18 protein-coding genes and 1 pseudogene are annotated in these 20,120 nt (G+C 41.1%); all 19 read left to right on the top strand.

Annotated elements, in window-relative coordinates:
- Positions 1-64 precede the first annotated feature (64 nt).
- The 19 genes and pseudogenes from mnmE (at position 65) to CWB60_RS07805 (ending at position 19,764) form a co-directional block, all read left to right on the top strand.
- A complete protein-coding gene (mnmE, locus tag CWB60_RS07895; RefSeq protein WP_004588063.1) occupies positions 65-1,429 on the top strand; it encodes a tRNA uridine-5-carboxymethylaminomethyl(34) synthesis GTPase MnmE in 1,365 nt (454 codons plus the stop codon).
- A 900-nt stretch (positions 1,430-2,329) separates the two neighbouring features.
- Positions 2,330-2,779: an FMN-binding protein MioC gene (mioC, locus tag CWB60_RS07890; RefSeq protein ID WP_024032128.1), complete on the top strand. Its 450-nt coding sequence runs from the start codon at positions 2,330-2,332 to the stop codon at positions 2,777-2,779.
- 426 nt (positions 2,780-3,205) lie between these two features.
- On the top strand, positions 3,206-5,095 hold the full coding sequence (gene mnmG / locus CWB60_RS07885; protein WP_138576250.1) for a tRNA uridine-5-carboxymethylaminomethyl(34) synthesis enzyme MnmG: 1,890 nt from the start codon (positions 3,206-3,208) through the stop codon (positions 5,093-5,095).
- A gap of 15 nt (positions 5,096-5,110) precedes the next feature.
- Entirely contained in the window at positions 5,111-5,731 is a 621-nt protein-coding gene (rsmG, locus tag CWB60_RS07880; RefSeq protein WP_004588066.1) for a 16S rRNA (guanine(527)-N(7))-methyltransferase RsmG, read from the top strand.
- Positions 5,732-5,745: 14 nt separating this feature from the next.
- On the top strand, positions 5,746-6,531 hold the full coding sequence (locus CWB60_RS07875) for a ParA family protein (RefSeq protein WP_004588067.1): 786 nt from the start codon (positions 5,746-5,748) through the stop codon (positions 6,529-6,531).
- A gap of 20 nt (positions 6,532-6,551) precedes the next feature.
- On the top strand, positions 6,552-7,478 hold the full coding sequence (locus CWB60_RS07870) for a ParB/RepB/Spo0J family partition protein (protein ID WP_004588068.1): 927 nt from the start codon (positions 6,552-6,554) through the stop codon (positions 7,476-7,478).
- Positions 7,479-7,620: 142 nt separating this feature from the next.
- The gene (locus tag CWB60_RS07865; protein ID WP_024032126.1) at positions 7,621-8,001 is read left to right on the top strand and encodes an ATP synthase subunit I; all 381 of its coding nucleotides are present in this window, start codon (positions 7,621-7,623) and stop codon (positions 7,999-8,001) included.
- 15 nt (positions 8,002-8,016) lie between these two features.
- Entirely contained in the window at positions 8,017-8,874 is an 858-nt protein-coding gene (gene atpB, locus CWB60_RS07860; protein ID WP_004588070.1) for a F0F1 ATP synthase subunit A, read from the top strand.
- Between the two features lie 51 nt (positions 8,875-8,925).
- Positions 8,926-9,159: a F0F1 ATP synthase subunit C gene (gene atpE, locus CWB60_RS07855; RefSeq protein ID WP_004588071.1), complete on the top strand. Its 234-nt coding sequence runs from the start codon at positions 8,926-8,928 to the stop codon at positions 9,157-9,159.
- Between the two features lie 42 nt (positions 9,160-9,201).
- The gene (gene atpF, locus CWB60_RS07850; protein WP_004588072.1) at positions 9,202-9,672 is read left to right on the top strand and encodes a F0F1 ATP synthase subunit B; all 471 of its coding nucleotides are present in this window, start codon (positions 9,202-9,204) and stop codon (positions 9,670-9,672) included.
- A gap of 16 nt (positions 9,673-9,688) precedes the next feature.
- Positions 9,689-10,222, top strand: a complete 534-nt coding sequence (gene atpH / locus CWB60_RS07845) for a F0F1 ATP synthase subunit delta (RefSeq protein ID WP_004588073.1) — start codon at positions 9,689-9,691, stop codon at positions 10,220-10,222.
- Positions 10,223-10,236: 14 nt separating this feature from the next.
- Positions 10,237-11,778 carry a F0F1 ATP synthase subunit alpha gene (atpA, locus tag CWB60_RS07840; RefSeq protein ID WP_004588074.1) on the top strand — a complete coding sequence of 514 codons (1,542 nt, stop codon included), beginning with the start codon at positions 10,237-10,239 and terminating at the stop codon, positions 11,776-11,778.
- A gap of 60 nt (positions 11,779-11,838) precedes the next feature.
- On the top strand, positions 11,839-12,699 hold the full coding sequence (gene atpG / locus CWB60_RS07835; RefSeq protein ID WP_004588075.1) for a F0F1 ATP synthase subunit gamma: 861 nt from the start codon (positions 11,839-11,841) through the stop codon (positions 12,697-12,699).
- 33 nt (positions 12,700-12,732) lie between these two features.
- Positions 12,733-14,118: a F0F1 ATP synthase subunit beta gene (gene atpD / locus CWB60_RS07830; RefSeq protein WP_004588076.1), complete on the top strand. Its 1,386-nt coding sequence runs from the start codon at positions 12,733-12,735 to the stop codon at positions 14,116-14,118.
- Positions 14,119-14,131: 13 nt separating this feature from the next.
- Positions 14,132-14,554, top strand: a complete 423-nt coding sequence (locus CWB60_RS07825; RefSeq protein ID WP_004588077.1) for a F0F1 ATP synthase subunit epsilon — start codon at positions 14,132-14,134, stop codon at positions 14,552-14,554.
- A gap of 248 nt (positions 14,555-14,802) precedes the next feature.
- Positions 14,803-16,161, top strand: coding sequence for a bifunctional UDP-N-acetylglucosamine diphosphorylase/glucosamine-1-phosphate N-acetyltransferase GlmU (gene glmU, locus CWB60_RS07820; RefSeq protein ID WP_138576252.1), 1,359 nt, complete (start codon positions 14,803-14,805; stop codon positions 16,159-16,161).
- A gap of 121 nt (positions 16,162-16,282) precedes the next feature.
- Complete coding sequence (locus tag CWB60_RS07815) at positions 16,283-17,227, top strand: hypothetical protein (protein ID WP_138576254.1); 945 nt, start codon at positions 16,283-16,285, stop codon at positions 17,225-17,227.
- Positions 17,224-17,802 carry a DUF1240 domain-containing protein gene (locus CWB60_RS07810; RefSeq protein WP_138576256.1) on the top strand — a complete coding sequence of 193 codons (579 nt, stop codon included), beginning with the start codon at positions 17,224-17,226 and terminating at the stop codon, positions 17,800-17,802. The genes CWB60_RS07815 and CWB60_RS07810 overlap by 4 nt, the downstream gene beginning before the upstream one ends.
- 169 nt (positions 17,803-17,971) lie before the next feature.
- Positions 17,972-19,764, top strand: a pseudogene (locus CWB60_RS07805) (choice-of-anchor I family protein).
- Positions 19,765-20,120: the final 356 nt, after the last annotated feature.

Here is a 20,120-nt window from a genome sequence, read left to right as displayed (position 1 = left end):
CTACCAATAAATGCATAGGTTACAATAGCGCCATTAAAGTTACTCTCGTTGGCAAATAAATAGCATGATCAATCAAGACACAATTGCAGCACAAGCGACCGCCCCTGGGCGTGGTGGCGTAGGTATAATTCGGGTTTCTGGCAGCCTTGCTAAAAGCGTGGCCGAAAAAATAATAGGTAAAGTACCTAAGCTTCGCTATGCCGACTACGTTCCTTTTAAAAGTTTAAGCGGCGAGCAACTCGACCAAGGCATCGCTATTTATTTTGCAGGCCCAAACTCATTTACCGGCGAAGACGTACTTGAACTGCAAGGTCACGGCGGCCCAGTTGTACTCGACATGCTATTAAAAGAAATTAGCCAAATAGAAGGCGTTCGCTTAGCTAAGCCTGGTGAGTTTTCTGAGCGCGCCTTTATGAACGACAAGCTTGATTTAACCCAAGCAGAGGCTATTAGCGATTTAATTAATGCAACCTCAGAGCAAGCAGCTAAAAGCGCCCTACAGTCGCTACAAGGTGAGTTTTCTAAACACATTGAAACCCTAGTAGAAAAAGTTATTCATTTACGTATGTATGTAGAGGCAGCCATTGACTTCCCTGATGAGGAAATTGACTTTTTATCCGATGGCAAAGTATCGGGCGATTTAGATGCCATCATCAGTCAATTACACACAGTAACGAGCCAAGCTAAGCAAGGCAGTATTATGCGCGAAGGTATGCGCGTTGTTATCGCAGGGCGCCCTAATGCGGGTAAATCAAGCCTACTTAATGCCCTAGCAGGCCGCGAAGCCGCTATAGTAACCGAAATAGCCGGTACTACTCGCGACGTACTACGTGAGCACATTCATATTGATGGCATGCCACTGCATATTATCGATACCGCAGGCCTACGTGAAAGCCCAGACCGCGTTGAACAAATAGGTATAGAGCGCGCGTGGGATGAAATAAACCAAGCTGACCGCGTGTTGTTTATGCTTGATGGCACTGACACCACCGACACCGACCCACACGCAATTTGGCCTGAGTTTATGGCAAAATTACCGCAAGGTATGGGTGTTACCGTTATCAGAAATAAAGCCGATTTATCGGGCGACGCAGTAGGTATGGATGAAAACCAACAATACCCAGTAATTAGTTTAAGCGCTAAAAATGCGCAAGGTATTGAGCTTGTACGCGACCACTTAAAAGCTTGTATTGGCTTTCAGGGCGCAACAGAAGGTGGATTTATGGCGCGCCGCCGCCATTTAGATGCACTTGAACATGCGGCCTATCACTTAGATACTGGTAAAACGCAGTTAGAAATGCACGTCGCCGGCGAAATATTAGCCGAAGAGCTACGCTTAACGCAGCAGTACTTAAACGAAATAACCGGTGAATTTACCTCAGACGACCTACTAGGCAAAATATTTAGCTCGTTCTGTATTGGTAAATAACTCGCTAAAGCAGCATAAAATAACACTTACTTTAGGGCACATTAGTGCCCTTTTTTATGCCCGGTATAAAAATTTAAAAAGTTAAAATGGGGCTAAAATTAAATAAAAACGCGCCTGATTTTAGCCTATTCAACTCCCCCTTTAATCTCTCACAGTATAAAAATACACCACGTTAAGCGCGTAATTGGTGCTCGATATAACTTAAAAAAGTACCAATATGCCGCTAAAAAGCATCCTTAAGTAGATCGTTTTAACTACAGTTTATGAATTTATAAGCAAAAGTAACCGGTACTATCAAAGCCAACGCCCTCGTTTTTAATTGATCCACCAGCAAAACTCCTCGCTGAACTTGAAAAATAATAAGACTAATTAAAAAAGGTTATCCACAATCGCCTACTTTATGGCTAATAAAACAAAAATAGCGGCACATTTATAAGCTTAAACAGTCACGATCTATAAAAAAGCGTGGTTTATTACACTTATTTTCACTTTTTTAGGGCAGATCTGCTTAATCGGATCGTTTTTAAAAATTATTTTTGATCGCCTTTTTAAGTTATCAACAAGATTACTATCCACATTATGATCAACAACAGCTTAGCTATATAAAAACGTGGGCTGGTGGCCTCACTTATAATAAAAATCAATGACTTAGCTATATCTAGATCTACAAAACATACTAGTTAAGCAGAGCTTTCCCCAACCTTATCAACAACTTGATCAGAAGATTACATTTAAATAGTTTTTGTTAACTCATTTATATTCAATAACTTATATGAGCATTTACAACAAAGAGTAAAAACAACTCAAAAATAGTTATACAAAATTACAAAGGTTTTCTTTACTGCAAGGCTAACTCAGTTATCATAGCGGGCAAATAAGTAATGTGTGATCAGTTTAAATATGAGTTCTGTAAATATAATCGTTGGTAGTCAAATGGGATCTGCAGAATATGTAGCAGAGCAACTATGTGATGAGTTAAATAACCAAGGTATAAGTGCTGAACTACATGATCAACCTAATTTATCTGATATTGATCAACACAATACAATCTGGCTTATATGCACATCGACCTATGGCGCGGGCGATTACCCCGACAACCTTTTACCATTTATTGAGCAGCTAAATCAGCAAAGTGACTTATCTGCAATTAAATATTCAGTCATTGGCTTAGGCGATACCAGCTACGACACCTATAACCTTGCTGGGCGTAATATAAATAGTTTAATGGCAAGCCTTGGCGCAACATGCATAGCGCCAAGGCTTGAATTAAATATTCTTGATGAGGCATTACCCGAAGATACCGCCCTAGAGTGGCTAGACTCGTGGATAGAGAAAACACAATTAAAGTAATGTGATCGATTAAAATGCATAAACAAAGTTACCCACAATTTACTAATAATTTAATAGCTTTTGTGGATAACCGCTGATCAAACTGCGTTTTTAAGCATGCTTATCCATGGGATAAGATCCAATCGATATTGGGCTGTGTATAAACCCCCTTTTTGATCAGAGCTTATTTGCCTGATGATCCGATCATATTAACACCTTTAGATCTGATCTAATTTTATGTTTTAAATGAATAAATAGAGCTTATCAACAGAAAACCCGATCACTAGTAGTAATAGTATTAAAAGATCTCTTTAAAAGATCCTTTATATTATAAGTGATCAGTGACTTAGATCTTGCCCACTGTTTAATCATTTATCTTCTGCTAATTTCTAGGTAGAATACGCTCCCTTTTGAAGTTTACTGGTTTGATTAAGTAGGATCCCATTAATGATTTTTCACGAAAAGTTTGACGTTATCGTAGTAGGTGGTGGACATGCAGGCACTGAAGCCTCATTGGCTGCTGCACGTATGGGGATGAATACCCTGCTGCTAACTCATAATATGGATACACTTGGTCAAATGTCTTGCAACCCTGCAATTGGTGGCATAGGCAAAGGCCATTTGGTTAAAGAAATTGATGCGCTAGGCGGTGCTATGGCACAAGCTATTGATCAAGGCGGTATTCAATTTCGTACCTTAAATTCTTCAAAAGGACCTGCTGTTCGTGCAACTCGAGCACAAGCTGATCGCGCTTTGTACAAAGCTGCAATTCAAAACACATTACAAAACCAAGAAAACCTAAAAATATTTCAACAATCGTGTGACGATCTTATCGTTGAAAACGACAAAGTTGTTGGCGTAGTAACCCAAATGGGATTACGTTTTAGCGCACCTAGTGTTGTATTAACCGTAGGTACTTTCTTAGGTGGCCAAATACATATTGGTTTAGAGAATTTTAAAGGTGGTCGTGCAGGCGATCCCCCTTCAATTGCACTTGCTGATCGTTTACGTGAGTTACCTTTTAGAGTAGACCGTTTAAAAACAGGTACTCCACCACGTATTGATGCCCGTACAGTTGATTTTAGCAAGATGCAAGAACAGCCAGGTGATGCGCCTACACCGGTATTTTCGTTTATTGGTAAACAAAGCGATCACCCACAGCAAATACCGTGCTATATCACCTACACAAACGAAAAAACCCATGAGGTTATTCGTAACAATTTACATCGCTCGCCTATGTACTCTGGCGTAATTGAAGGTATAGGACCACGTTACTGCCCTTCAATAGAAGATAAAATTGTGCGCTTTGCTGATAAAGACAAGCACCAAATATTTGTAGAGCCTGAAGGTTTAACATCGTACGAGCTTTACCCAAACGGTATTTCAACCAGCTTACCTTTTGATGTGCAGTTACAAATTGTGCAATCGATAGATGGTTTTGAAAACGCACATATTTGTCGCCCTGGTTATGCTATTGAATATGATTTCTTTGACCCACGTGATTTAAAACAGTCATTAGAAACCAAATTTATAGACGGATTATTTTTTGCAGGCCAAATAAATGGTACTACTGGTTACGAAGAAGCCGGTGCACAAGGTTTAATAGCCGGTATGAACGCCGCTTTACAAGTACAAGGCAAAGATGCATGGACTCCACGTCGTGATGAAGCATATGTGGGCGTACTGATAGACGACTTAGCAACGCTTGGTACAAAAGAACCGTACCGTATGTTTACTAGCCGTGCGGAATACCGTTTATTATTGCGTGAAGATAACGCTGATATTCGCTTAACAGAAAAAGGCCGTGAACTTGGTTTAGTTAACGATGAGCGCTGGCAGGCATTTAACGAAAAAATGGAAGTGATCGAAAAAGAGAAACAGCGTATTAAAGAAACCTGGATCCATAAAGATCATGCTGTGGTTGATCAAGTAAACGCCTTATTAAAAACACCGCTTACTCGTGAAGCAAGTTTAGAGGATCTACTTCGTCGTCCAGAAATTCGTTACGACGATTTAATGGCTATTGATGGGCTAGGATCTGAGTTTACAAACCAAGCTGCACTTGAACAAGTTGAGATCCATACTAAATACGCAGGCTACATTGCGCGCCAGCAAGATGAGATCAATAAACAGCTTCGTCATGAAGAAACCATTTTGCCTAAAGAGTTCGATTACTCAACGGTATCGGGTTTATCAAACGAGGTAGTTGCTAAGTTAACGGATGCGCGTCCAGACACTATTGGCCAAGCTTCTCGTATTTCTGGTATCACCCCAGCGGCGATTTCGCTATTATTAGTGTATCTGAAGAAGCAAGGCTTATTACGCAAAACTGCGTAATGGTAAAGGTAAACTGTGTTACAGCAACAATTAACAACATTGTTAGCGCAAACTGATATTGCGCTAACCGAAAAACAACAACAGCAATTAGTTAAATACGTTGAGTTACTAAACAAATGGAACAAAGCGTATAATTTAACGTCTGTACGCTTACCAGAAGAAATGATGATTAAGCACATTATGGATAGCTTAGTTGTTGCACCTCATTTACCCGGTCATCATTATATTGATGTAGGCACAGGTCCTGGCTTACCAGGTATTGTATTAGCTATTGCACTACCTGATACGCAATTTGTATTGCTTGATAGCTTAGGCAAACGCGTTCGCTTTTTAATGCAAGTTAAACACGAGCTCGGGCTAAATAATGTCACCCCTGTGCAGTCAAGAGTTGAAGAATATCAACCAAGTGTTAAATTAGATGGCGTACTAAGTCGTGCGTTTGCTTCATTGCAAGATATGGTTGATTGGTGTTCACACTTAATTGATCACTCAGGCAAATTTATAGCGCTTAAAGGTGTGTTTCCTAGTGAAGAGCTAGAGTCGCTTCCTGAGGGTGTAAAATTTGAAGATAAAATCTCGCTAGTAGTGCCTGAACTTGATGCACAACGACATTTAATTATTCTTTCTAAAGACTAGGGATCAGAGACATAGTGGCAAAAGTCATCGCATTAGCAAATCAAAAAGGCGGCGTTGGTAAAACAACAACGGCTGTTAATCTCGCTGCATCTATGGCTGCAACGAAGCGTAAAGTGCTGTTAATAGATCTCGACCCCCAAGGCAACGCTACGATGGGTAGCGGTGTAGACAAATATGGCGATGTCGCCACCATTTACGATTTACTCATTGAAGAAAAACCAATGGATGAGGTGATAATCACTGAAACCTCGGGTGAGTATCATATGATAGCGGCCAACGGCGATGTAACCGCAGCCGAAGTAAAATTAATGGAATTGTTTGCACGCGAAGTACGCCTTCGTAATGCGCTTGAAAAAATACAAGATAAATACGAATTTATTTTTATCGACTGCCCGCCTTCACTAAATATGTTAACAGTAAACGCCATGGCTGCTGCTGATTCTATTTTAGTACCTATGCAATGTGAATATTATGCGCTTGAAGGGTTAACCGCATTAATGGACACTATTACGCAACTTGCAAAGTTAGTTAACCCTAACTTACAAATTGAAGGCATTCTTCGTACTATGTACGATCCGCGCAATCGATTAGCAAATGATGTATCAGAACAATTAAAACAACATTTTGGCGATAAAGTATACCGCACCGTGATCCCACGTAATGTGCGTCTTGCCGAGGCACCTAGTTTTGGTGCACCAGCAATGTACTACGACCGCGCATCAAGTGGCGCTAAAGCCTACTTAGCACTTGCGGGCGAAATGCTACGCAGAAAAGAAAAAACAGCGCCGGTAGTCGCCTAACTTTAAGGTAAAAAAATAACATGTCTGCTAAAAAACGAGGTTTAGGCCGAGGACTCGATGCCCTTTTAAGTTCATCAAAACCAGCGCCGAGCTCAAGCAAGGAACAAGACACAGTAAATGTGACTGAAGCTGTACAAACTGCAGCACAGCCCGTTGCGAATGAATTGCAAAAGCTGCCTATTGAGTTTTTACACTCAGGAAAATACCAGCCTCGTAAAGATATGTCTGAAGAAGCGCTTGAGGAGTTAGCAAGCTCTATCCGCTCTCAAGGCATTATTCAGCCAATTGTGGTGCGCCCTGTTGCAGAAAATAGCTTTGAAATAATTGCCGGTGAGCGCCGTTGGCGTGCTGCACAAATAGCAAAGCTTGAAAGCGTACCTTGTATTGTAAAAGATGTGCCAGATGAAGCCGCCGTTGCTATTGCTCTGATTGAAAATATTCAGCGTGAAGACTTAAACGCTATGGAAGAAGCGATTGCTTTAAACAGATTATTGAATGAATTTGAATTAACGCACCAGCAAGTTGCCGATGCGGTGGGTAAATCGCGCACTACCGTGACCAATTTACTACGATTAAACAATTTAAATAGTGATGTTAAAATTCTGTTAGAGCATGGCGACATAGAAATGGGCCACGCACGCTGTTTATTAGCACTTGAAGGTGAAGCACAATCTGACGCTGCAAGATTAGCCGTAGCTAAAGCGCTAACTGTTCGCGAAACCGAAAAGTTAGTACGCTCAATTTTAGAGCCGGTTGCTGCTAAAGAAGCACCAGAAAAAGACCCAGATGTTAAGCGTTTAGAGCAAAAATTAGCCGACAACTTAGGGGCTAAAGTAGAAATAAATTATAACGCGAAAGGCAAAGGTAAGTTGGTTATTTCTTACACCAATTTAGATGAGCTTGATGGCATTTTAAATCGTATAAATCACAGCAATACCGACCATTAAAATTTTACATGTCCGATAAGAGACATTTGTAGCTATTTTGTGTTACAAAGCGTCTACTCAAGTTGCAAAACTGGTAGGATTAAGTATAATTTCGCCAGTTTTCACACCCTAACAATTAGAACGCCATAAAGGTTAACTAAACGTGACTAATAAGTTAGCAAGACCTTATAGGCTTGCCGCATTTAAATTAATTTGTCTTCAGGGTATCGTAGCACTTGTAGCTGCAGTAATTATTTTTGTTGGTTGGGGAGTAAACGCCAGCGTATCAGCACTTGCCGGTAGCAGCGTAGCAATACTTCCCCACCTAGTATTTGCGCTTTATGCATTCAGATATATGGGTGCAAGCAAAGCAAATCAAGCGTATACCTCGTTAAAACGCGGTAACGGATTAAAATTTATGCTAACAATCGTATTGTTTGCACTGATACTCAAGTCAACCACGGTCGTTTTAGTGCCGTTTTTTTGTGTTTACGTATTTGTGCTCTTTACTGGATTGTTTGCACCCGTTTTTTTTAAACATTAACTTTTGGGATATAACATGGCTGCAGAAGAAGTTACTATATCAAGCCATATCCAGCATCACTTAACAAACGCTAAGATGTGTATGACCGACTCAGGTCTTGCCTTCAACAAAGCGTGTGCAGACAGTGGTTTCTGGACATGGAATATAGATACCCTCGCATGGTCAATCGGACTTGGTCTATTATTTTTATGGACCTTCCGAAGCGCCGCAAAGAAAGCACACACCGGAGTACCGGGTAAATTTCAATGTTTTATTGAAATGATTGTTGAGTTCGTTGGTGACAACGTACGTGACACTTACCACGGTAAAAGCAAATTAATTGCTCCATTAGCCTTAACAATTTTTGTTTGGGTGTTCTTAATGAACTTAATGGATTTAATCCCAGTTGATTTCTTACCTGCACTTGCTGGTTTTGTTGGTGAACAAGCCTTTGGCATGGACTCACACGACGTTTACATGAAAATTGTACCTACCACAGACATAAACTTAACCGCTGCATTAGCATTGGGTGTGTTTATTCTGATGATTGGTTACTCTATTAAAATTAAAGGGGTTGGTGGCTTCATTAAAGAGCTTACACTTCACCCGTTTAGCTCTAATAGCAAAGTGGCTATGATTTTCTTAATTCCTTGTAATTTATTACTAGAAACAATCGCTCTAGTGTCTAAGCCTTTCTCGTTAGCACTGCGTTTATTCGGTAACTTATACGCTGGTGAATTGATATTCATACTTATCGGCGCAGTTGGTTTAATGCAACTTCCGTTGCACTTTGTTTGGGCTGTATTCCATATCTTAGTAATCGTGTTACAAGCATTCGTATTTATGATGCTAACCATTGTTTACCTAAGCATGGCAAGTTCAGACAATCACTAATTTATACACTTTTTATATATAACTTTAACAATTGAAACTTTGGAGAAAAAAATGGAACTAGTATTAGGTCTTAAGTACATCGCAGTTGCTTTACTTATCGGCTTCGGTGCAATCGGTACTGCTATCGGCTTCGGTAACATGGGTGGTAAATTCCTAGAAGCATGTGCGCGTCAGCCTGAACTTGCACCTTCATTACAAGTTAAGATGTTCATCCTAGCTGGTCTAATCGATGCGGTAGCAATGATCGGTGTTGGTATCGCAATGGTAATCCTGTTCGTACTTTAATTTTATTTTTTGAACAGCTTACTATTTTAAGGAGGAGCGGTCGTGAACATAACAGCCACTCTTATCGGTGAATTAATTGCGTTTACGGTGTTTGTACTATTTTGTATGAAATATGTATGGCCACCACTTAATGATGCAATTGAGTCTCGCCAGAAGAAAATTGAAGATGGTTTAGCTGCCTCTGATAGAGCCGAAAAAGACTTAGAACTTGCGCAACAAAAAGCTGCAGAACAGCTTAAAGATGCAAAAGCTCAAGCGGCTGATATCATTGAACAAGCTAAAAAGCGTGCCGTGCTTATTGTTGACGAAGAAACTGTTCGTGGACAAGAAGAGCGTGAAAAAATTATTGCTCAAGGGCACTCTGAAATTGAATCAGAGCGTAACCGTGTAACAGAAGAGCTACGTAAGCAAGTAGCAACTCTGGCAGTGGTTGGCGCTGAAAGAATTTTAGAGCGTGAAATCAATCAAGCCGCACATAGTGACATCGTTGAAAAACTTGTCGCTGAGCTGTAATTAGGAGGGTATGAGCATGTCTGAATTGACTACTATCGCTCGCCCATACGCTAAAGCGGCTTTTGAACTTGCCGTTGAAAAAGGCACGATTGAAAGCTGGAATGACATGTTGTTTTTTGCAGGCGAAGTTGCCAGCAATGAACAAGCATCAGCCATTCTAGCTGGATTGCCTACTGCTACTGCACAAGCTGAGTTATTTATTAACTTATGTGCTGAGCAGCTCAACGAACAAGGTCAGAACCTAGTTAAGGTGATGGCTGAAAATGGACGTTTGATTGCACTGCCTGAGGTTGCTCAGTTATTCGCTGCGTTTAAAGCAGAGTATGACAAAGAAATCGACGTAGATGTGATTTCGGCAACCCCTCTTGCTGCAGCGCAGCAAGAGTCATTGGTAGCGACACTTGAAAAACGTTTCGCACGCAAAGTTAAGCTGAATTGTAGTGAAGACGCTGCAGTTGTTGGCGGCCTTATTATTAAGGCGGGTGACACTGTAATCGACGGCTCAGTACGCGGTAAATTAAACCGCTTAGCCACAACACTACAATCGTAATTGGGAAAAAGAGCATGCAACTTAATTCCACTGAAATTTCAGATCTGATCAAACAACGTATTGAGCAGTTCGAAGTTGTAAGTGAAGCTCGTAACGAAGGTACTATCGTATCTGTTACTGACGGTATCATCCGCATCCACGGTCTAGCTGACTGTATGCAAGGTGAGATGATTGAGCTTCCAGGCAACCGTTATGCTATCGCACTAAACCTTGAGCGTGACTCAATTGGTGCAGTAGTTATGGGTCCTTACGCTGACCTTACTGAAGGCGTAAAAGTATACACAACTGGTCGTATCTTAGAAGTTCCTGTTGGTGCTGGCTTACTTGGTCGTGTTGTAAACACACTAGGTGCTCCTATCGACGGTAAAGGCGCTTTAGATAACGACGGTTTTGAACCTGTAGAAAAAATTGCTCCAGGTGTAATTGAGCGTCAATCTGTAGATGAGCCAGTTCAAACTGGTTACAAATCTATTGATGCGATGATTCCAGTTGGTCGTGGTCAGCGTGAGCTTGTAATCGGTGACCGCCAAACAGGTAAAACTGCACTAGCAATCGATGCAATCATCAACCAAAAAAACACAGGCGTTAAGTGTGTGTACGTAGCGGTTGGCCAAAAAGCATCTACTATTGCTAACGTAGTACGTAAATTAGAAGAGCACGGTGCACTTGCAAATACTATCGTAGTTGTAGCATCGGCTTCTGAGTCTGCGGCACTTCAGTACTTAGCACCGTTCTCGGGCTGTACTATGGGTGAATACTTCCGTGACCGTGGTGAAAACGCATTAATCGTATATGATGATTTATCTAAGCAAGCTGTTGCTTACCGTCAAATCTCATTACTACTTAAGCGTCCACCAGGTCGTGAAGCATACCCAGGTGACGTATTCTACCTTCACTCGCGTCTTTTAGAGCGTGCATCGCGTGTAAACGCTGATTACGTTGAAAAGTTCACTAACGGTGAAGTGAAAGGACAAACTGGTTCATTGACGGCATTGCCAATCATTGAAACTCAAGGCGGCGACGTTTCTGCGTTCGTACCGACAAACGTTATCTCTATCACCGATGGTCAGATCTTCTTAGAAACTGACTTATTCAACTCAGGTATCCGTCCGGCAGTAAATGCTGGTATCTCGGTATCGCGTGTTGGTGGTGCTGCACAAACTAAAATCGTTAAGAAACTAGGTGGCGGTATCCGTCTAGCCCTAGCTCAGTACCGTGAATTAGCTGCGTTCTCGCAGTTCGCGTCTGACCTTGATGATGCAACTCGTGCTCAACTTGAGCATGGTGAGCGTGTAACAGAGCTAATGAAGCAGAAACAGTACGCACCAATGTCTGTTGCTGAAATGTCTTTGTCGTTATTTGCAGCTGAGAAAGGTTATCTTAAAGATATCGAAATCTCTAAAATTATGGATTTCGAAGCAGCTTTACTTTCTTATGCAAGTAGCACATACGCAGAGCTTGTGGCTCAAATCAATGAAACTGGTAACTACAACGCCGAGATCGAAGCGCAGCTTAAAGAACTTCTTGAGAAGTTCAAGTCTACGCAAACTTGGTAATTTAGTTATTAATGGTGCGCTTTAGTTTACTAAAGCACACCTTGATTCGGAGAGAGAGTCATGGCCAGCGGAAAAGAGATTAAAAGCAAGATCGGGAGTATTAAAAATACTCAAAAGATCACTAGCGCAATGGAAATGGTTGCTGCGTCTAAAATGAAAAAGGCGCAAGAACGAGTGGCTTCAAGCCGTCCATACGCTGACAAATTACGCAAAGTAATTGGTCGTGTTGCTCAAGCAAATCTTGATTTTACTCACCCGTTCTTAGAAGAACGTGAAGTAAAACGAGTTGGTTATATTGTTATCTCTACAGACCGTGGTCTATGTGGCGGCTTAAACTCAAATGAGTTTAAAAAAGTTGCATTAGACATTAAAGCGTGGAAAGAAAAAGGTGTGGACGCTGAGTTTGCAACTTTAGGTAGCAAAGCTGCTAGCTTCTTTCAACGTTTTGGCGGTCAAGTGCTTGCTAAAAAAGCAGGCCTTGGAGATAAGCCTTCAGTACAAGACGTAATTGGTCCTGTAAAAATTATGCTAGATGCATTCTCAGAAGGTAAAATTGACCGTTTATTCCTGGTATATAACAACTTCGTTAATACCATGAAGCAAGAACCAACAATTGACCAGTTACTCCCTTTGCCAAAAGCTGAAGAAGAAGTATCTGCCCACACATGGGACTACTTATACGAGCCAGGCCCAGACGCTATATTAGAGTCTTTGCTTGTACGCTTTGTTGAGTCTCAGGTATACCAAGGTGTGGTTGAGAACGCTGCCTCTGAACAGGCTGCCCGTATGGTTGCAATGAAAGCTGCAACAGATAATGCCGGCGACCTTATGGATGAGTTACAGCTTGTTTATAACAAGGCCCGCCAAGCGGCAATCACACAAGAAATTAGTGAGATTGTTTCTGGTTCAGCCGCAGTTTAATGCTTCAGGCAAAGATTAACGAGAGGAATAGACATGAGTTTAGGTAAGGTCGTCCAAATTATCGGTGCCGTTGTGGATATTGAGTTTTCTCAAGACAACGTGCCAGCCGTATATGACGCGCTAAAAGTAACAGATGGCGATTTAGCTGGTTTGACTTTAGAAGTTCAACAACAGCTAGGTGGCGGTGTTGTTCGTACTATCGCACTAGGTACTACTGACGGTTTACGTCGTGGCGCAGCGGTAGAAAATACAGGTGAAGCGATTCAAGTTCCAGTTGGTAAAGCAACGCTTGGTCGTATCATGAACGTACTTGGTGAGCCAATCGATGAAGCTGGCCCAATCGGCGAAGAAGACCGTATGTCTATTCACCGTGCAGCGCCTTCATACGAAGAGCAATCAAGTTCAGTAGAACTTTTAGAAACTGGTATCAAGGTAATCGACCTTGTATGTCCATTTGCTAAAGGTGGTAAAGTTGGTTTATTCGGTGGTGCCGGTGTAGGTAAAACCGTAAACATGATGGAACTTATCCGTAACATCGCAATCGAGCACAGCGGCTACTCAGTATTCGCAGGTGTTGGTGAGCGTACTCGTGAGGGTAACGATTTCTACCATGAGATGAACGATTCAAACGTACTTGATAAAGTATCGCTTGTATACGGTCAGATGAACGAGCCTCCTGGTAACCGTTTACGCGTAGCGTTAACTGGTCTTACTATGGCTGAGAAGTTCCGTGACGAAGGTCGCGATGTACTTTTCTTCGTAGATAACATCTACCGTTACACGCTTGCTGGTACAGAAGTATCTGCACTTCTTGGTCGTATGCCATCAGCGGTAGGTTACCAGCCTACACTTGCTGAAGAAATGGGTGTACTTCAAGAGCGTATCGCTTCAACGAAGACAGGTTCAATTACATCAATCCAAGCGGTATACGTACCTGCGGATGATTTAACGGATCCATCTCCAGCAACTACCTTTGCTCACTTAGATGCAACAGTAGTACTTTCACGTGATATCGCATCACTTGGTATCTACCCAGCGGTAGACCCACTTGATTCATCTTCACGTCAACTTGACCCATTAGTAATTGGTCAAGAGCACTACGATACAGCACGTGGCGTTCAAACAGTTCTTCAGCGTTACAAAGAACTTAAAGACATCATTGCTATCCTAGGTATGGACGAGCTTTCTGACGAAGATAAGCAACTTGTATCTCGTGCACGTAAAATCCAGCGTTTCCTATCTCAGCCATTCTTCGTGGCAGAGGTATTTACAGGTGCGCCAGGTAAGTACGTTTCACTAAAAGACACAATTGCTGGCTTTAAAGGCATTCTAAGCGGTGAATTTGATGACCTTCCAGAGCAAGCGTTCTACATGGTTGGCTCTATCGAAGAAGCTCAAGAAAAAGCTAAAAGCATGTAATTAGGAGGGTAGTATGGCAGCTATGACTGTACATCTTGACGTAGTAAGCGCAGAGCAGAGCTTGTTCTCTGGTCTAGTTGAATCGATTCAAGTATCTGGTAGTGAAGGTGAGCTTGGTGTTAATGCCGGTCACGCCCCACTACTAACTGCCCTTAAACCTGGTATGGTACGTTTAGTTAAGCAACATGGTGAAGAAGAACTGATCTATATTGCTGGCGGTACACTAGAAGTTCAACCGAACATAGTAACCGTACTTGCTGATACAGCTGTTCGTGGTGAAGACCTAGACGAGCAAGCCGCAGAGCAAGCTAAGCGTGACGCAGAAAGCCAAATGGCTAATGCGTCAGCAGCTGAATTTGATTATCAAAAAGCAGCTATGCAACTAGCAGAAGCTATTGCACAACTTCGCGTAATTCAGCAATTACGTAAAAAGTAAGCCTATCCGGTTTTTAAAAGCCCACGTTATGTGGGCTTTTTTGTGCCTGTAATTTGGCTTTACACTTATATCGGTTAGCAAAGCTGGTTACAATAAGTGTAATTATTATGAATAGTTTGTTTATCATAGATTCAGCCATTATTTTTTATAATACGGCTGAGTATGTATACATGGAGTGACATGCGTAATCTAGTTAAGCTACTTTCATTAACTCCTCACTAAAACAACGGAAAAAGGAAATTGTTTTAATGGCTCTAACAACAGTAATTCTTGCTGCGGGTAAAGGTACTCGTATGCGCTCTGCTCTACCAAAAGTACTGCATAAAGTGGCAGGTAAACCAATGGTGCAGCATGTTATAGATAACGCAAAGGCACTTGGTGCAACCACCACTAACTTAGTTTACGGGCACGGCGGCGAACTATTACAACAACAACTTGCCGATAACGACGTAAACTGGGTACTGCAAGCAGAACAACTTGGTACTGGCCACGCAGTAGCACAAGCAAACCCTCATATTAATGATGACGACACTGTACTTGTTTTATATGGTGATGTACCTCTTACAAAGCAATCAACACTTGAGCGCTTACTAGCTGCAACACCTAAAAATGGTTTGGCGGTATTAACAGTTAATTTGGTTAACCCAAATGGCTATGGCCGTATGCTACGAGAAGAGGGCAAGCTTGTAGGTATTATTGAGCAAAAAGATGCAAGCGCTGAGCAGCTACTTATCAGCGAAGTAAACACCGGCATTATGGCGGTTAACGGCAAGCTTTTAAAAACATGGTTAGGCAATCTATCTAACAATAATGCGCAGGGTGAATACTACCTTACAGATATTGTTGCTATGGCGCACAGTGAAGGTGTAGAAATCACGTCAGCACAGCCCGATCATGCAATGGAAGTTGAAGGCGCAAACAACCGCGTACAACTTGCAGGCCTAGAGCGTGCTTATCAAGCATGGCAAGCAGAAGAGTTAATGTTAAATGGTGCCACCCTAGCCGACCCTGCTCGTATTGATGTACGTGGCAATGTTAAAACAGGCGAAGACGTATTAATTGATATAAATGTTATTTTTGAAGGTAATGTAGCCCTAGGCAATAACGTACAAATTGGCCCTAACTGCGTACTTAAAAACTGTACCATAGGCGATAACGTTGTAATAAAAGCGAATACCCTAATTGAAGATGCAAGCGTAGCGGCTAAATGTACGCTAGGCCCATATGCTCGCCTGCGCCCTGGTGCGGTAATGGAAGAAGACTCGCACATTGGTAATTTTGTAGAGATGAAAAAAACCCGACTAGGTAAAGGCTCTAAAGCAAACCACTTAAGTTACTTAGGCGATGCTGAAATTGGTGAAAAAGTGAATATAGGCGCTGGTACTATTACCTGTAACTACGATGGAGTTAATAAAGCAAAAACCATTATTGGTGATAACGCCTTTATTGGTTCAAATTCATCACTTGTTGCTCCTGTAAATATTGGTACAACAGCAACTGTAGGTGCAGGCTCTGTGATCACCAGTACCGTTGAAGATGAACAACTTGCAATAGCACGCTCTAAACAGCGTAATTTAACGGGCTGGAAACGCCCGGTTAAAAAATAGCAACGATCATTACTTATTAAATAATTACAGCGAGTTTAACACTCGCTTTTTTATTGCTTAAATTTTGACTATTATTTAAACTTATAGTTAACGGATTAAAAATTACACTCAAGGAAGTCTTATGTCTGCATATGCTCGTCGTGCTGTCGCCGAAAGGCAGCGCCAAAATCAAATCAAAAACATACTATCAGGTAATAATCACACGCTTATCCAAATGAACTCAGCAGAGTTTGTAGACTACATTATTTCTGTAAAGATGAAGCAAGGTAAATCTCGTTCAGAAGTGGTTGATTGGCTTGATGAGTTACTGGAAGAGCATAATTCACTATCAAGTAAATGGAAACGAATTAAAGATCAATTAAAGACTGGAGGTGGACTCTATCCTTTATTTAATGATGTGAAGGCATTAGCCATTATAGCGGTTGCAATGCACCGCCAAGGTAATGTTTTCGGTAAGTTTAAAATTAAAGTTTATAATGGTTCCCCCGCTATTATAATGTCCTCTTATCCCGGTATCAAAGCTCATTTAACGGGTACTCGTTATTTAGCAAGCAACCCCAAACTTTTTACTATCGGTGTCGGTAAATTAGAAGCTGCAAAAGCTATGAAGGGTGGGTTTGTGCTTACTCTAGTAATTTCAGTGACATTTCATGCTACAGACTATTTATTAAACGATCAAAAAACATGGCATGACTTAGTAGCAGGTGTAGCCGTAGACATGGCTGTAGTTGGAGCTGCTATTGTGACTACTAGTACAATATTAGGTGTTGCATCATCAGCATCAGCAGGTTTAGCAACAATAATTGCTGGTACAGTATTAGTGCCCTTGTTGGTTGTTGTAGTCGTTGGGGTGGCTTTTTCAATTGCATTTTCGGATACCAGTGGTTATGTAAAAGTACTTTCTGAAGAGTTAAGAAATATTGAAAATAAGATACAAAGTGATGTAGTTAAAATTAGGGCTGGAGCGCAGAAAATTAATAACGAATATAAAGAAAATCCAAATGAATTTTTACATGAGTTTTTTGGGGTTCCTATGTTTAAAAAAAATAGGTCTTATAACTTTTGAAGTTTTTAGAATGGAAAAAAGCAGATAAGAAGTTATCTTTTGCAAATATGAAGGAATTAGCATCTGTTTTTTTCTTGTTAATTATTAGTGGAGGACTGTGCTACAAAATAGCCTTAAACTTTTTTTCCGAAGTGGAAACTATATTTTTAGTTAGTCAGCCTCAATTTTTTATCAAAGAGCAGGCCACCATACTATTATCTTTTTTATTATTGCCTTGCTTATTTCTAACGTTTTTATCGACTTTACAGCGCTTTTTGGGGTTTGATATAAAGTTAACTTTAATTAATGCATTTAAAACTGCAGTTGTAGGTTTAATTGTTTTATTAATTCTATCAATCCCGACGAATCTCGTTATAGAGGCTAATTTAAAAAGCAGAGGTTACACTTATTGTAGTTGGTATACTGAACCCTCACTTCGATCGCCTGATGTTTGGCTAAAAAACGATGAGTTATGCTTACAAGATGGCTCTGTCATAATCAGTGATCTAGCCGATTGGTTCGAGCAAAAAAACCAACAAGGTATTGAGCCTTCGGTTGATGAGCTAAAAGAGTTTATAAAAGAAACTCGAAATTAATAGCTTTTAGCTACAAAGCTGCTTTCATGGGTAATAAGCTACTCCTTAGCTTCAAGCGAGTTTAACACTCGCTTTTTTATTGCCGAAATCTAATGAAAATAAAAGTGCCATAGCTTTGTCATACCTGTGTGTTGTTATTTTGTTCAATACCACACTAAGGAAAATAACAATGTTAAAAAGGTCACTTATAGCACTTTCACTCATATCAATATTAACGGGTTGCTCACTAGATGGAGATGACGGCCAAGACGGCACGCAAGGTATCCAAGGGGAGCAAGGCACAGCGGGTCAAAATGGTACTAACGGCACTAATGCAAACTCTGCGTTAAATATAAGTTTAGTAGGCCGCGCTGTACTTAATGCCCAAAGCCCCGAAGGTGCAGCCGAAATAGTCGCTTATCAAGCATCTAAAAAGTGGATATACGCCATTAATAGTTCTGGTGATGAAGCAGTAGTGAATATTATACCCGCCGACACCTTTGATACGGCGGCCCTTGTTCAAGATAACGAAGGGATAGTGAGTGCAACTAACCTAACATCAACCATTACCCTTACCTTAAACGACAACACCCCAGGCGATGCAAACAGCATAGCAATAGATGAAAACAACCAAATGCTAGCTGTGGCTATGACTGCTAAAATGTGGGCGAAGCGGGTCAAATTGCATTTTACGACATAAGCGGCGATACACCCGCCTTCATAAAAAATGTACCAGCGGGCTTTTTACCAGACATGGTGACTTTTAACCACGACGGTACAAAAGTAGTTGTAGCCAATGAAGGTGAACCTAATGGCGATTACAGTATCGACCCAGAAGGCTCTGTAAGCATAATTAATATAGTAGAAGGTGTAGTAGCTGATACGGCAACTAATATTGACTTTACTACTTACAATAGTCAGCAAGCTGAACTTGAGTCTGATGGATTTGTGTTTGCTAACCCTACAGGGCGCACTATTAACGGAAATGTAATAAATACGACAGTAGCTATGGATTTAGAGCCTGAGTACGTCAGCATTTCTAAAGATAACAAATATGCCTACGTATCAATTCAAGAAAATAACGGTCTCGCTATTATTAACCTAGAAGATAATAGCGTAGAGCTAAAAGCGCTAGGCTTTAAAGACTGGTCAAATTTACAAATAGATGCATCAGATAAAGACGGCGGTGTTAATTTTAAATCGTACCCAGGGCTTTATGGTATGTATCAGCCAGATACAATTTCAAGCTTTAGCTGGAAAGGCGCAAACTTTATAGTATCGGCAAATGAAGGTGATGCACGCGAGTACTTCTTTGATGTAACAGATGAAGCAGACTGCACAGCAAAGGGCGGCCTAGATTACGATGAAAATGATGGCTGTCTTGCCTATATAGATGAAAGCCGTGTTGAAGATTTAACGCTTGCAGCTAATTTTGACTACTTAAATAACGACGATGACGATATAGGCCGCTTGAAGGTAAGCACTGTAAAAGGTGATACGAATGACGACGGTCAATACGAATCGCTTTATGCCTATGGTGCACGCTCATTTACTATTTGGGACAGTAATGGGCTGGTGGTATTTGACTCAGGCGATGACATAGGTCGTATTACCGCATCGGTTCATGGTGAAGCCTTTAATAACAATGAAGATGAAAACGAAGGTGACACACGCTCAGATGATAAAGGCGCAGAACCCGAAGCGCTAACAATAGGTACGATAGACGAACGCACTTTTGCCTTTATAGGTCTTGAGCGCATGGGCGGGATTATGGTTTACGATATTACCAACCCTTACGATGTGCAATTTGAAGATTACTTTTATAACCGTGGTGTAATAGAAGGGGCAGGTATAACCGGCGACCTTGCACCCGAAGGCATGGTGTTTGTAACTGCCGAACAAAGTGCGACAGGCGAGCCACTGCTTATAATCGGTAATGAGATCTCAGGTTCTATAGCTGTATGGCAAATTGCAGCAAATTAAAACCAACAAAGCAGTACAGCGATTACTAAATGTACTGCTTTTTCTAACGCGCAAATATTAGCTGTAAAATAGCGACTTAACATGCGCGTTTTTTAATCTAAAATCAGCCCGTAGGCCTTTATTTGTATGCGTTTCATACTAAATTAATTTATTTGTCAAAAAGCTGAAATAAAACATTGACCCCCGCTCGAATCTCCCTATAATGCGACCCCACTGAGACGGGAAACGCTGAAGCATAGCAAGGCACAACAGCTCAGAGAGTTAAGTAAAACTTCGGTTTTAAATCTTCTAAAAAGAAAGTTTAAAATTAAGTGTTGACTCGAAAAATAAAGGATGTATTATACGCATCCCTAGCT

It is taken from the genome of Pseudoalteromonas sp. S327 (assembly GCF_005886415.1).
In the GTDB taxonomy this organism is placed as follows: Bacteria; Pseudomonadota; Gammaproteobacteria; order Enterobacterales; family Alteromonadaceae; genus Pseudoalteromonas; species Pseudoalteromonas atlantica.
The sequence above is the reverse complement of the archived record's forward strand: the minus strand, read 5'-3'. Positions and strand labels throughout refer to the sequence as shown.